Source organism: Actinomadura rudentiformis (genome assembly GCF_008923185.1).
Classification (GTDB): domain Bacteria; phylum Actinomycetota; class Actinomycetes; order Streptosporangiales; family Streptosporangiaceae; genus Spirillospora; species Spirillospora rudentiformis.
This window is the reverse complement of record NZ_WBMT01000012.1, coordinates 109583-121996: the sequence shown is the minus strand read 5'-3', so window position 1 is coordinate 121996 and position 12414 is coordinate 109583. Positions and strand designations below refer to the sequence as shown.

Annotated in this window: 14 protein-coding genes; 3 read left to right on the top strand and 11 right to left on the bottom strand. The window is 70.6% G+C overall.

The window, feature by feature from the left end; translation table 11 throughout:
- Positions 1 to 16 precede the first annotated feature (16 nt).
- The 10 genes from murI to clpS all read right to left on the bottom strand — a co-directional run bounded on the left by murI (position 17) and on the right by clpS (position 7867).
- Complete coding sequence (murI, locus tag F8566_RS25145; protein ID WP_151564050.1) at positions 17 to 862, bottom strand: glutamate racemase; 846 nt, start codon at positions 860 to 862, stop codon at positions 17 to 19.
- A gap of 114 nt (positions 863 to 976) precedes the next feature.
- Positions 977 to 1771 carry a thioesterase family protein gene (locus tag F8566_RS25140; protein WP_151564048.1) on the bottom strand — a complete coding sequence of 265 codons (795 nt, stop codon included), beginning with the start codon at positions 1769 to 1771 and terminating at the stop codon, positions 977 to 979.
- Between the two features lie 129 nt (positions 1772 to 1900).
- Positions 1901 to 2848: a PLP-dependent cysteine synthase family protein gene (locus F8566_RS25135; RefSeq protein ID WP_151564046.1), complete on the bottom strand. Its 948-nt coding sequence runs from the start codon at positions 2846 to 2848 to the stop codon at positions 1901 to 1903.
- Between the two features lie 16 nt (positions 2849 to 2864).
- Positions 2865 to 3137 (bottom strand): MoaD/ThiS family protein, encoded by a 273-nt coding sequence (locus F8566_RS25130; protein WP_151564044.1) that lies wholly within the window; start codon positions 3135 to 3137, stop codon positions 2865 to 2867.
- 268 nt (positions 3138 to 3405) lie between these two features.
- Positions 3406 to 3822 carry a Mov34/MPN/PAD-1 family protein gene (locus tag F8566_RS25125; RefSeq protein ID WP_151564042.1) on the bottom strand — a complete coding sequence of 139 codons (417 nt, stop codon included), beginning with the start codon at positions 3820 to 3822 and terminating at the stop codon, positions 3406 to 3408.
- A gap of 87 nt (positions 3823 to 3909) precedes the next feature.
- The gene (locus F8566_RS25120; protein ID WP_151564040.1) at positions 3910 to 4920 is read right to left on the bottom strand and encodes a sensor histidine kinase; all 1011 of its coding nucleotides are present in this window, start codon (positions 4918 to 4920) and stop codon (positions 3910 to 3912) included.
- Positions 4917 to 5792: an MEDS domain-containing protein gene (locus F8566_RS25115; protein WP_151564038.1), complete on the bottom strand. Its 876-nt coding sequence runs from the start codon at positions 5790 to 5792 to the stop codon at positions 4917 to 4919. The genes F8566_RS25120 and F8566_RS25115 overlap by 4 nt, the downstream gene beginning before the upstream one ends.
- Positions 5793 to 5860: 68 nt before the next feature.
- The gene (locus tag F8566_RS25110) at positions 5861 to 6760 is read right to left on the bottom strand and encodes an MEDS domain-containing protein (RefSeq protein WP_151564036.1); all 900 of its coding nucleotides are present in this window, start codon (positions 6758 to 6760) and stop codon (positions 5861 to 5863) included.
- 211 nt (positions 6761 to 6971) lie between these two features.
- Positions 6972 to 7514, bottom strand: a complete 543-nt coding sequence (locus F8566_RS25105; protein ID WP_151564034.1) for a DUF2017 domain-containing protein — start codon at positions 7512 to 7514, stop codon at positions 6972 to 6974.
- Between the two features lie 59 nt (positions 7515 to 7573).
- On the bottom strand, positions 7574 to 7867 hold the full coding sequence (clpS, locus tag F8566_RS25100) for an ATP-dependent Clp protease adapter ClpS (protein WP_151564032.1): 294 nt from the start codon (positions 7865 to 7867) through the stop codon (positions 7574 to 7576).
- A gap of 120 nt (positions 7868 to 7987) precedes the next feature.
- Here clpS and F8566_RS25095 point away from each other — a divergent pair, with 120 nt between their 5' ends.
- The 3 genes from F8566_RS25095 to F8566_RS25085 all read left to right on the top strand — a co-directional run bounded on the left by F8566_RS25095 (position 7988) and on the right by F8566_RS25085 (position 10637).
- Positions 7988 to 9340: a nicotinate phosphoribosyltransferase gene (locus F8566_RS25095; RefSeq protein WP_151564030.1), complete on the top strand. Its 1353-nt coding sequence runs from the start codon at positions 7988 to 7990 to the stop codon at positions 9338 to 9340.
- An 87-nt stretch (positions 9341 to 9427) separates the two neighbouring features.
- A complete protein-coding gene (locus tag F8566_RS25090) occupies positions 9428 to 10006 on the top strand; it encodes an isochorismatase family protein (protein WP_151564028.1) in 579 nt (192 codons plus the stop codon).
- A 103-nt stretch (positions 10007 to 10109) separates the two neighbouring features.
- Positions 10110 to 10637, top strand: coding sequence for a gluconokinase (locus F8566_RS25085; protein ID WP_225993497.1), 528 nt, complete (start codon positions 10110 to 10112; stop codon positions 10635 to 10637).
- Between the two features lie 4 nt (positions 10638 to 10641).
- Here the strand turns inward: F8566_RS25085 and F8566_RS25080 are convergent, their stop codons facing one another.
- Complete coding sequence (locus tag F8566_RS25080; RefSeq protein ID WP_151564355.1) at positions 10642 to 12381, bottom strand: DEAD/DEAH box helicase; 1740 nt, start codon at positions 12379 to 12381, stop codon at positions 10642 to 10644.
- Positions 12382 to 12414 lie beyond the last annotated feature (33 nt).

Sequence of the window (12414 nt, the reverse complement as noted above, 5' to 3'; positions counted from 1 at the left end):
CCAGTGTCCCCGAGGATCAGGTGGTCAGAGCCTTGCTCGGCGTTCCGCCCCCATGGCTCCCCACGACCACCGTCGCGGTCTCCACCAGGCCGATCTCCGGCCCCAGGAACCGGCGGCCGTGCACGGCGAACACGGTGGGATCACCGGTCGCGCGGAACCGGTGGGCGGGCGGGGGATGAGCCTCCGCACGGGCGAGCCCCTGGTCGTTCAGCACTCGATAGACGTCCTTGGCGGTCTCATCGGCACTTGAGACCAGTGTGACCCCGTCGCCGACGACATACGAGATGACGCCGGTAAGCAATGGGTAGTGGGTGCAGCCCAGGATGAGGGTGTCGCATCCGCGGTCGATGATGGGCTTGAGGTAGGCGTGCGCGGCGTCGAGCACCTCGTCGCCCATCGTCACGCCCTGCTCGACGAACGAGACGAAGCGGGGGCAGGCGGCGCTGGTGAGCTCGATGTGCGGGGCCGCGGTGAAGGCGTCCTCGTACGCCCGGCTGGTGACGGTCGCCTGGGTGGCGATCAGGCCGACCCGGCCGTTGCGGGTGGCGCGGGCGGCCCGCCGGGTCGCCGGGTGGATCACCTCGACGACGGGGACGTCATAGCGCTCGCGGGCGTCGCGCAGCATCGCCGAGCTGGCGCTGTTGCACGCGATCACGAGCATCTTCACCCCTTCGGCGACGAGTTCGTCCAGCATCTCCAGGGCGAAGGCGCGCACCTCGGCGATGGGCCGCGGACCGTACGGCTGGCGCCCCGAGTCGCCGAGATAGACGATCGGCTCGTTCGGCAGCTGGTCCAGGATGGCGCGGGCCACGGTGAGACCGCCGAACCCGCTGTCGAAGATCCCGATCGGCGCGTCTGACATGGTCCTCAAGGCTAGGCGAAGTCTCGACCTGGCAACGCGTCATGCGTTGTACATCACATGGTCACATACCCGAAACGCAGCAGGTCATCACGGCCTATGTGACCAAGCGCACGTTCATCCCGGCAGGCCGCGGCCCACCCTGGCGAGCTGGCGGCTCTGGGCGACGAGCCGCCCGGCCGAGTCCCAGACCTCGACCTCCTCGTCGAACCAGCCGCCGGCCACCAGCCGCCCGCCGCCGTGCACGGCCAGCCGGCCCGGCCGGGGGACGGCGCGCATGTGCCAGGTCAGCTCGACCGTCGGCGCCCAGCCCTTGGCGCCCACGTTCAGGACCACGGGGGGCAGGGCGTCCACGGCGAGGGCGAGCGCGTACCCGTCGTTCTCGTAGTCCGGCACCCGGAGCCACGCCCGCGCCTCCAGCCGCCCGCTCGGGCGGCCGTCGAGCCAGCCCATCGAGGCGGGGTCGAACAGCATCTCGACGTTGTCGGCGAAGCCCCGATCGTCCTTGCCGGAGGCGAACGTGGAGCACTCCTCCGGCGAGGGCATCGCGGGCGGAGCCTCCCCGGTCCAGTGCGGCTCCAGGTCGGACTCCAGCGTTCCGGTGGTGATGAGCGCGTCGACGACGGGCTCGCCGCCCTGGACGAGCGTCACACGGGACATGGCAGCGGTGCGGCCGGTCTTGCGTGACTCCACCAGCACTTCGGCAGGCCCCGCCTTGGCGACCCGCAGGAAGTTGGCGGCCGTCGAGACGGGGTGCTCGTGCGGCGAGGCGTCCACGGCGGCCCGGGCCAGCACGGCCATCAGGTAGCCGCCGTTGAGCGCTTCGGCGAACCCGAACGTCTGGTCGAGCTCGACCTTGTAGCGCCCATCAGCCACCCGCTCGACCGCGGTCGCGTCGCCGAACCTGCTCATCCGCGCCCTCCCGGACCGCCCACTTTCTAGAATCCCGTTCGAGTACGAACCCTACCCCCAGGACACGGCCGGTCCAGGCCTCCGGCTACCGACATGCGCGAGGGCGTCTGAGAGCGTGTGACACACGCCCTAGGCCCAGAGCTGGCCTTCCAGGCGCTCCTCGGCCTCGTCGAGAGTGCCGTCGTAGGCGCCGGTGGAGAGGTACTTCCAACCGCCGTCGGCGACCACGAAGGCGATGTCGGCGCGCTCGCCCGCCTTGACGGCCTTGTTGGCCATGCCGATCGCGGCGTGCAGGGCCCCGCCCGTGGAGATCCCGGCGAAGATCCCCTCCTGCTCCAGCAGCTCCCGGGTGCGCCGGAGCGCGTCCGCCGAGCCGACCGAGAACCGGGTGGTCAGCACCGAGTCGTCGTAGAGCTCCGGGATGAAGCCCTCGTCGATGTTGCGGAGCCCGTACACCAGCTCGCCGTACCGCGGCTCGGCGGCGACGATCTTGACGTCGGGCTTGTGCTCGCGCAGGTAGCGGCCGACGCCCATGAGCGTCCCGGTCGTCCCCAGCCCGGCCACGAAGTGCGTCACGGTCGGCAGGTCCGCGAGGATCTCCGGCCCGGTCGTCTCGTAGTGGGCGAGGGCGTTCGCCTCGTTGCCGTACTGGTAGAGCATCACCCAGTCGGGGTTGTCCTCCGCCAGCTTCTTGGCCACCCGGACGGCCTCGTTCGAGCCGCCGGCGGCCGGTGAGGAGATGATCTCCGCACCCCACATTCGCAGCAGCTGGCGGCGCTCCTCGGAGGTGTTCTCCGGCATGACGCAGATCATCTTGTAGCCGCGCAGCTTGGCGACCATGGCCAGCGAGATGCCGGTATTGCCGGAGGTGGGCTCCAGGATGGTGCACCCCGGGGTGAGGAGGCCCTCCTTCTCCGCCTTGTCGATCATGAAGAAGGCGGGCCGGTCCTTCACCGAGCCGGTGGGATTGCGGTCCTCCAGCTTGGCCCAGAGCCGCACGTCCGGGCCGGGCGACAGCCGGGGCAGGCCGACCAGCGGGGTACGGCCGAGCGAGTCCAGCAGCGAGTCGAAACGCATGGACACGGGTTCCGGCTCAGCCGCCGGCGACGGCGGGGAGGATGGTGACGTTGTCACCGTCGGAGACCTCGGTCTCCAGGCCGCTGAGGAAGCGCACGTCCTCGTCGTTCAGATAGACGTTGACGAACTTGCGCAGGCCCTTGTCGTCCACGAGCCGCGCCCGCAGGCCGGGGTGGCGGACGTCCAGGTCGGCGAAGAGCTCGTCCAGGGAGCCGCCCTTGCCTTCGACGGACTTGGCGCCGTCGGTGAGGGTGCGCAGGATCGTGGGGATCCGGACTTCGATCGCCATCGCGATGATCTCCTTTGGGTTCGTACGGGCTTGCCCGCCACGGCGTCACAACAGGGCGGGGCGTGGGGGAATTCCAGGCAGGGGCGGCGCGTCAGCGACAGTCGTAGACGACTTCGGCGCGCGAATGCCCGAACAAGAAGCTCTGTACGGGAGACATCACGAGAACGGGGTCACGGCGCCTACGCGCGCCTGTCCGCTGCTCGATCGTCCACATGACCGCCAGTTTACCGACCCCGGCGAGATATCCCGTGCCCGCCTCGGCCATCTCTCAGGCGTAGCCGTCGACGATCTTGACCTCTTCCTCGGTCACCGTGCCGTCCACGATGCGGTACGAGCGGAACTCGATCTCCTCGGGGTCGCGGGTGGAGACCAGCACGTAGTGCGCGTTGGGCTCGGACGCGTAGGAGATGTCGGTACGCGACGGGTACGCCTCGGTCGCGGTGTGCGAGTGGTAGATCACCACCGGCTCCTCGTCCCGGTCGTCCATCTCCCGCCAGACCTTGAGCTGCTCCAGGGAGTCGAACCGGTAGAACGTCGGGGACCGCTCGGCGTTCATCATGGCCACGTACCGGGTGGGCCGGTCGGACCCGGCCGCGCCGGCGATCACGCCACAGGCCTCGTCGGGGTGGTCGGCGCGCGCATGCGCAACGATCTTGTCAACCAGGGCACGCTCGATCGTCAGCATGCCCGAAGGCTACCCGGAGGCGCCGCCCGTCCCGGCGTCCAGGGGCCAGAGAGTCAGAGGTCAGGGTCGGTGGTCAGGAGTCGGTGGTCAGGGGCGGTGATCAGGGGTCCGGGGGGGTCGCGGCAGCTTGAGGTGCATGCGGACGAGGACGCCGTTGTCACCGGACCGGATCTCCACGATGTGGCAGAGCAGCCGCACGGCCCACATCGCGGCACTGCCCGGCTGGTGCGGCCGCGGCCGCAGGTAGCCGAGGAAGTGGTCCTCCATCGGCCGTCCGGGATCGGCGACGTCGCAGATCAGCTCGTCGCCCTCGGTCCACAGCCACACCGCGCCGGTGCCGCCGCCCCGGCGGATGATGTTGGTGGCGACCTCGTTGACCGCGAGCACGAACGGCAAGACCCGCCCCTCGGGGAGTCCGTGCCGCATGGACTCGGTGCTGAGGAACGCACGCAGGCCGGGCAGCTCCCCGCTGGCGAACGCGCGGCGCGCCGCGCCGGCGGGCGGCGGGATCAGCGGCGGCGCGTTGCACCCGGCGTAGAACTCGGCCGGATCGACGAAATGCTCGCTCACCCGCACGCCTTCGATGTCGACGAGCTCGGGATGGGTGTGGGCCGCGTCGACGATGATGTGCGGGTCGAGCGCGGAGGTGTCGTACGCGCACACGAACGTGCTCGGGGTACCGGCGAACGCCACGTTCAGGATCGCCTCGTGCCGTTTCCACTCCTGGACCTCCAGCGGCGTGCGGCCCGTCCACACCGGCTCGGTCAGCAACCGGAGCCGGCCGCGGGGCCACCAGTCCCGGTGGGTGCGGTCGTAGTAGTCGGCGAGCGCCTGCATCGGGCCCTTGAACCAGTCGGACTGGCCGATGAACTCGATCCGCGCGGCCGGCTCGGCGCCCAGGCGCTCGCGCAGCAGCGCGGTGCGGGCCCCCGAGGTGATCACCACCACGGCGTCGCCCGCCTTCACTCCCTCGCGCAGGTAAGGCACGGCGACGTCGGCGAAATCGTGCTCCGACCCGTACATCAGCGCCCGGTGCAGCAGGATGCCGCGTTCGCCCTTGGTCTCGGTGCCGGGCGTGTAGCCCTGAAGGCCGTTCATCGCACCGCTTCCTCAACGAAGACGCCGGGCATCCCCTCCCAGCCGTAGATCCGCATCATCAGCCCGAGATAGCCGGGCACTCCGCGCAGCACCACCTGCCTGTCGATCCCCGTGCCGCTCTGGCTCGCGCGGGTCAGGACCCGCAGGCCCTCCATGTCGCAGAACTCCAACGCCGACAGGTCGAGGCACAGGTGGGAACCGCGCCCTCCGACCTCCCGCAACGCCCGCTGCACCGCGGACAGCGTCGACTCGTCGATCGCGCCGGCGAGACGGAGACCGGGCGGCGTGTAGAGAGGAGTGATCGTCAGCACGTCGTCGGCGTAGACGGCGTTCACGCCGACGCGGCCGTCATGGCGCTCCTCCAGCCGGCGCAGCTGCGCGTCGTCGAACCAGCGCCGGTCGTACTGGCAGACGGCCATCGCCCGCACGCCCGGCGCACCGAACGTCACCTGGCACCGGTCCTCGAACTCGTCGAACCGCCCGCGCAGGGTGAACGAGGTCTCGCCGGTGATGCGCGCGCCGGCGTACCCCTGCGCAAGCGCCCGCTCGATCTCCATGCCGAGCAGGGCCGGCGACTCGCCGGGATCGAACCGGCCGGTCGCCTCGACGACCGGCCGTATCGCCAGCTGTCCGGTTTCGGCCGCGCCCGTCAGCACCGCCGCCTGGTCCGGGTCGGACGTGGCCCGGACCAGGCGCGCGAGCGTCTCGTCCGGCCGCCGTTCCCCCGCCAGATAGACGATCTTGTGCTGGGAGCGCAGGCCGTCGCGGATGTACGCGAGCAACACCGCATAACGTTCCGCGTCGTTGTCGTACGGCAGGCAGAGATGATCGCCGAACTTCATCTCGCCGACGGCGGTGGAGCTGGAGGACATCAGGAGCCTCCCAAAGAGACGGTTGGCTCTCCTGCGTAAGCCTGCGTGGCCCTTGCGTCGTTCTATCGTTATTGTGCGCTCTCCTCGACCGAGACGCCCGGCATCGCGTCGAGTCCGAGCTCGTGCAATTCTCCGGCGATGCGGGGCGGAACACCCCGCAGCAGCAGCTGCCGCTGCACCCCGGCGGGCGTCTCGCGCGCGCTGGCCAGGAGCCGGAGGCCCTCGGTGTCGCTGAACTCGACGGCCGACAGATCCAGGCACAGGGTGCCGCCCTGCTCGGGGAGCCCGTCCAGCGCCCGGGTCAGCGTCGGGCGGGAGGAGCCGTCGATGACGCCCGCCAGGGCCAGGCCCGGCGGCGCGAACAACGGCGCGACGCGCAGGACCCCGTCGTCGTGCAGGTCGTCGGCGCGCACCCGGTCGACGTGGTACGACTCCAGCTGCTCCAGATGGGCCTGGTCGAACCAGCGCCGGTCGTACTGGCAGATGGCCATCGCGTTGACCTGCGACGTGCGGAACACCTCGTCGATCTTGCGCTCGAACTCGGCGAACCGCTCGGTGCCCGGCCAGCCGCGCAGCGAGAACGTCTCCTCGCCGGTGACCCGGACGCCCTTGTAGCCCTGGACGAGGGCGAGCTCGATCTCGGTGGCGAACAGCCCGATGATCTCGTCCGGGTCGAATCGGCCGGTGGCCATGTAGGCCTCCTCGGCGGTCCGCACCACGAACCGGCCCTCGTCCAGCGCACCGGCCAGATCGAGGCCGGCCGCCCCGGGCACGGCGCCCATCCAGCCGACCACCTTGTCCGGCGGATCCTGATCGGACAGGTAGATGACCTTGTGGTCGGCGGCGAGCCCGTCCCGGACGTAGGAGAGCAGGATCGCCAGGCGCTCCTCGGCATTGTCGTAAGAGAGGCAGAGATGGTCGCCGAACTCCATCGTCCCGACCGTCTTGCCTGCGGTTGAAGAAGGCATTCGCGTCTCTCCCGTGCAGGTCTCCGGCCCACCACGGGCGGGCCCGTGCACCCCCGGAGAGCACCCCCCGACGAGCTCTCGCCGTCAACGTATCAACACCGAACGCGACGTACCATCGACATTGAGTAAGCCCTGCAGGCAAGCGATGGCCGAACTCGGCCAGGCCTCACACCACGCCCGGCCCCATGGTCGCCAAGCCCTGGGGCGCGCTTTAGAACATCGCTCTCACGAGGCTTTCCTGCAGCATGGTCAGCCAGTCGTACGCGGCGAACATCGCCATGCGGGGATCATTGGGGTCCAGCCGCGCCGCCTCCTCGTACCACTCCTCGGAGATGTCCAGCCGGGTGCCGAGCGCCAGCCGCACGTCGTTGAGCGCACGCAGCCACGCCTGTGCCTGATCCTCGTCCAGGACGGTGTCCACACCGGCGGCGACGCCCTCGACGGCGCCCAGCGTCATCAGCACCGTGCCGGCGGCTTCGCGCTTGCCGTCGCGCAGACCCATCTCGGTGTAGCGGCGGAACTCCCCCGCCGCGTCGCCGTCTTCACGGTAGGCGTCGGGGAACAGCCGGGCCAGCACGGGGTCGTCCGGCTTCTTGGCGTCGCCGGAGATGCCCACCGCGGCCAGCTCGTCGTCGGCGGCGGGCGGTTCGCCGAGGAGCTCCAGCAGCTGCTCCATCAGCGCTCGCACGAGCGCGGCCTCCTCCGGCTCCAGCCGCAGGACGATGCCCTTCCGGGTCCGCTTGACGGCGCTCACTCGGCGTTCATCCGGTCGCTCGCTCCGTCGCCCATCCCGTCGCCCATTCCGTCGCTCACTCAGTCGTCTCGCTTCACAGTGGCCCACAGCCCGTACGAGTGCAGGATCTCGACGTCGCGCTCCATCTCCTCGCGGGTCCCGTTGGCCACGACGGCTCGGCCCTTGTGGTGCACGTCCAGCATCAGCTTCTCGGCCTTGGTCTTGGGGTAGCCGAAGACGGTCTGGAACACGTACGTGACGTACGACATCAGGTTGATGGGGTCGTTCCAGACGATCGCCAGCCAGGGCCGGTCAGAGCTCAGGTCCTCTTCGACATCCGGCCGTTCCAGCTCGACCGGCGCAGGCGCAGTCATCGCCGCGTATCCCCTCTTCCCCACAGCGTCTCCCCGCGAAGCCTCTTCGCGGGGCCGGGCCGCCCACGACACCGATGTTATTCACCCCGTCCACCGGCGGGTGTGGCGGGCCACACGTCCATGGTGCACACACCGGGCCTTAGGGTTCCACTTGTGGACCTTGGTAACGGCACCGCGCTGCTCACTGATCAGTACGAGCTGACCATGCTCCAGGCGGCTCTGCGGAGCGGCACGGCCCCCCGGCGAGCGGTCTTCGAGGTGTTCGCCCGTCACCTGCCGGCGGGGCGGCGCTACGGCGTCGTGGCGGGTACGGGACGGCTGCTGGACGCGATCGAGGCCTTCACCTTCGACGCGCCCATGCTGGAGTTCCTGACCTCCCGTGGCATCGTCGACGAGCCGACCGCGAAATGGCTGGAGGAGTACCGCTTCTCCGGGAACATCTGGGGATACGCCGAAGGCGACTGCTACTTCCCGAACTCGCCGATTCTGGTGGTGGAAGGCACGTTCGCGGAGGCCGTCCTCCTGGAGACGCTCGTGCTGTCGATCCTCAACCACGACTGCGCGATCGCCTCCGCCGCGTCCCGCATGGCGCAGGCCGCCGAGGACCGGCCCCTGATCGAGATGGGCTCCCGGCGCACCCACGAGAAGGCGGCCATCGCCGCCGCCCGCGCCGCGTACATCGCGGGGTTCGCCACCACCTCCAACCTGGAGGCGGGCCGCTCCTACGGCGTGCCCACCGCCGGGACCAGCGCGCACGCGTTCACACTGCTCCACGACAGCGAGCGGCACGCCTTCGGCGCGCAGCTGGACTCGCTCGGCGAGGGCACCACGCTGCTGGTCGACACCTACGACGTCGAACGGGCCGTCAAGACCGCGGTGGAGCTCGCCGGACCGCGCCTTGGCGCGGTCCGGATCGACAGCGGCGATCTCGGCGTGGTGGCCCGGCGGGTGCGGGCCCAGCTGGACTCGCTGGGTGCCCACGACACCCGCGTGGTGGTCACCGGAGACCTGGACGAGTACGGCATCGCGGCGCTCGCCGCCGCGCCGGTGGACGGCTACGGGGTCGGCACCGCGCTCGTCACCGGATCGGGCGCGCCCACCGCCTCGCTCGTCTACAAGCTGGTCGCCCGCGCGGACGGCCCGGCGGACACCGACCCGATGCGCCCGGTGGCCAAACGTTCGACGGGCAAGCCCAGCCGCGGCGGCCGCAAGGCGGCCGTGCGCCGCATCGACGCGCACGGCACCGCGTGCGCCGAGATCGTCACCACGGGAGAGCCGATGCCGGGTGCGCGCGACCGCGTTCTGCAAGTACCACTCGTCCAGAACGGCATGATCGTGGGCCGCGAGCCGCTGGAGGCCGCCCGCGAGCGCCATGTGCGCGCCGTGCGGGAGCTCCCCGCCACGGCGCTCCAGTTGTCCAAGGGCGAGCCCGCGCTCGCGACCGAGTTCGTCAACGGGGGCCCGAGGCGCTGAGACAATCATTTGGGCAGCGGAGGCGGACGGATTAGCGTCTCTGTTGTCCGGGGACGTACGGGGGAAGCGGATCAAGGAGCGAGCGTCATGGGCAAGGCTCTGATCATCGTCGACGTGCAGAACGACTTCTGCGAGGGCGGGTCGCTGGCGGTGAGCGGCGGTGCCGGCGTGGCGACCGCGATCTCTGACCACGTCGCGGAGCACAGGTCCGAGTACTCGCACATCGTGGCCACCCGCGACTTCCACCTGGAGCCCGGTGACCACTTCTCCGAGGCCCCGGACTACGTGGACAGCTGGCCGCCGCACTGCGTCATCGGCACGCCGGGCGCGGACTTCCACCCCAACCTCAAGCTGGCGCCGATCGAGGTCGTGTTCAGCAAGGGCCGGGAGACCGCCGCTTACAGCGGCTTCGAGGGGCAGGCCGACGACGGGACGCCGCTGGCCGACTGGCTGCGCAGCCGCCACGTGGACGCGGTCGACATCGTCGGCATCGCCACCGACCACTGCGTACGGGCCACGGCGGTGGACGCGGTCCACGCCGGTCTGCGCACCACGATCCGGCTCGACCTCACCGCGGCGGTCTCCAAGGACACCGCCGAGCGCGCCGTGAGCATGCTGCGCGCCGAAGGCGTCGAACTGACCGGCACACCGGTCGTCCAGGCCTGACCAGCAAGCAGGCAAAGCCACCGGACAGTGCCGTCAGAGAGCAGTGCCGTCAGAGAGCAGTGCCATCCGAGAGCAGTGCCATCCGAGAGCAGAGGAGGAGCGCGTGGCGAACGCAGGGCCGCACGTCATCGTGGTCATGGGCGTCTCCGGCAGCGGTAAGACGACCGTCGGCACCAAGGTGGCAGGGCTCCTCGGCTGGGAGTACGCCGACGCCGACGCGTTCCACCCGCCCGCCAACATCGAGAAGATGAGCGCCGGGCATCCGCTGAACGACGCCGACCGCATGCCGTGGCTCCAGGCGATCGCCGGATGGATCCGTGCGCATCTCGAATCGGGGACCCCGGGCGTGGTGTCCTGCTCGGCGCTCAAGCGCTCGTACCGCGACCTGCTGACCGCCGGCCACCCCGAGGTGCACGTCGCCTATCTCGACGGCGACCGTGATCTGATCGCGAGCCGCATGCGGGAACGCAAGGGCCACTTCTTCCAGGCCGAGCTGCTGGACAGCCAGTTTCGCGATCTGGAGCCGCCCACGCCGGACGAGAACGCCGTCCACGTCCCCATCACCGGCACCCCCGACGAGACCGCCAAGCTCATCGTCAAGGCCCTCGGCCTCGCCGCACCCGGATCCTGAGGCGTCAGCGGCGCTTGGCGGCCCACTCGCGGATCTTGGCGATGCGCTTGCGCACGTCGTCGGCGGAGGCCTGCGCGATCGGCGGGCCGCCGCAGCTCTGCCGCAGCTCGGTGTGGATGACGCCGTGCGGCTTGCCGGTGCGGTGGTTCCATGCGCCGACCAGGCCGTTGAGCTCCTTGCGCAGGGCGGCGATGTCCTCGGCGGCCGTGCGGTCCTCTCTCGGGTCGCCGGTCTTGCGCTTGCGCTCGTTGGCGATCTGCTCGGCCTGCCGCTTGCGCAGCAGCGCCGTCACCTGCTCGGGCTCCAGCAGGCCCGGGATGCCGAGAAACTCCTCCTCCTCGGCGGAGCCCGGCTGGGCCTGCATGCCGAACTCGCCGCCGTCGTAGAGCACCCGGTCGAACGTGGCGGACGCCTCGACCGTCTCGAACGGCAGCTCCTCCCCCACATCGGGGTTGTCCTGCTGGCGGTTGGCCTCGGCGAGAAGCTCGTCGTCCAGCCCGTCCTCGCGGACCGGGCGGTCGAGAACGTGGTCGCGCTCGGTCTCCATCTCGTTGGCGTGCCCCATCAGGGTCGGCACCGACGGCAGGAACACCGACGCGGTCTCGCCGCGCTTGCGGGCTCGGACGAAACGCCCGATCGCCTGCGCGAAGAACAGCGGCGTGCTGGTGGAGGTGGCGTAGACGCCGACCGCCAGCCGAGGAATGTCGACGCCCTCGGAGACCATGCGGACCGCGACCATCCAGCGGTCCTCGGATTCGCCGAACTGCTTGATCTTCTTGGACGCGGTCGGGTCGTCGGAGAGCACGACCGTAGCGCCCTGGCCGCAGACCTCGCGCAACATCTTGGCGTAGGCGCGCGCCGACTCGTGGTCGCTCGCGATGACCAGGCCGCCCGCGTCCGGGATGGCCCGGCGCAGCTCGGTGAGGCGCCTGTCGGCGGCGGCCAGCACCTGCTTGATCCAGTTGCCCTTGGGGTCGAGCGCGGCCCGCCAGGCCTGCGCCGTCTGGTCCTGCGTGAGCGGCTCGCCGAGCGTGGCGGCCAGCTCGTCGCCCGCCCTGGTGCGCCAGCGCATCTCACCGGAGTAGGCCAGGAAGATCACCGGCCGGACGACGCCGTCGGCGAGGGCCGGGCCGTATCCGTAGGTGTAGTCGGCCCGGCTGCGCCGGATGCCGTCCGGCCCCTCCTCGTACTGCACGAACGGGATCGGGTTGATGTCGGTGCGGAAGGGGGTGCCGGACAGCGCCAGCCGCCGGGTGGCGGGCTCGAACGCCTCGCGCACCGCGTCGCCCCAGGACAGGCCGTCGCCCGCGTGGTGCACCTCGTCGAAAATGATCAGCGTCTTGCGGGCCTCGGTGCGGTTGCGGTGCAGCGCTGGCCGCGCGGCCACGGTCGCGTAGGTGACGGCGACGCCGTGGAAGTCCTTGCCGACCCGGCCCTGCGCGTTCTGGAACTCAGGGTCGATCTTGATGCCGACGCGGGCCGCCGACTCCGCCCACTGCCGCTTGAGGTGCTCGGTGGGGCACACCACGGTGATGGCCGCGATGATCCGGCGCTCCAGCAGCTCTCGGGCCAGCCGCAGCGCGAACGTGGTCTTACCGGCGCCGGGCGTCGCGACCGTCAGGAAGTCGCGCGGGCCCGGGCCCTCGCCGTTCGTGCCGAAGTACGCCTCCAGCGCCTGCTGCTGCCAGGCACGAAGGGACGACGCGGTCCCCCACGCGGCCCGTTCGGGGAAAGCGGGGGGCATGCTCGATGCGGCGAAAGTGCTCACGGTCATCGA

Coding starts and splice junctions, on each gene's coding strand:
- F8566_RS25095 (WP_151564030.1), top strand. CDS start 7,988: ATGGTGCACACACCGGGCCTTAGGGTTCCACTTGTGGACCTTGGTAAC.
- F8566_RS25120 (WP_151564040.1), bottom strand. CDS start 4,920: ATGAACGGCCTTCAGGGCTACACGCCCGGCACCGAGACCAAGGGCGAA.
- F8566_RS25135 (WP_151564046.1), bottom strand. CDS start 2,848: ATGCGTTTCGACTCGCTGCTGGACTCGCTCGGCCGTACCCCGCTGGTC.
- F8566_RS25090 (WP_151564028.1), top strand. CDS start 9,428: ATGGGCAAGGCTCTGATCATCGTCGACGTGCAGAACGACTTCTGCGAG.
- F8566_RS25125 (WP_151564042.1), bottom strand. CDS start 3,822: ATGCTGACGATCGAGCGTGCCCTGGTTGACAAGATCGTTGCGCATGCG.
- F8566_RS25080 (WP_151564355.1), bottom strand. CDS start 12,381: ATGCCCCCCGCTTTCCCCGAACGGGCCGCGTGGGGGACCGCGTCGTCC.
- F8566_RS25115 (WP_151564038.1), bottom strand. CDS start 5,792: ATGTCCTCCAGCTCCACCGCCGTCGGCGAGATGAAGTTCGGCGATCAT.
- F8566_RS25130 (WP_151564044.1), bottom strand. CDS start 3,137: ATGGCGATCGAAGTCCGGATCCCCACGATCCTGCGCACCCTCACCGAC.
- murI (WP_151564050.1), bottom strand. CDS start 862: ATGTCAGACGCGCCGATCGGGATCTTCGACAGCGGGTTCGGCGGTCTC.
- F8566_RS25110 (WP_151564036.1), bottom strand. CDS start 6,760: ATGCCTTCTTCAACCGCAGGCAAGACGGTCGGGACGATGGAGTTCGGC.
- F8566_RS25140 (WP_151564048.1), bottom strand. CDS start 1,771: ATGAGCAGGTTCGGCGACGCGACCGCGGTCGAGCGGGTGGCTGATGGG.
- clpS (WP_151564032.1), bottom strand. CDS start 7,867: ATGACTGCGCCTGCGCCGGTCGAGCTGGAACGGCCGGATGTCGAAGAG.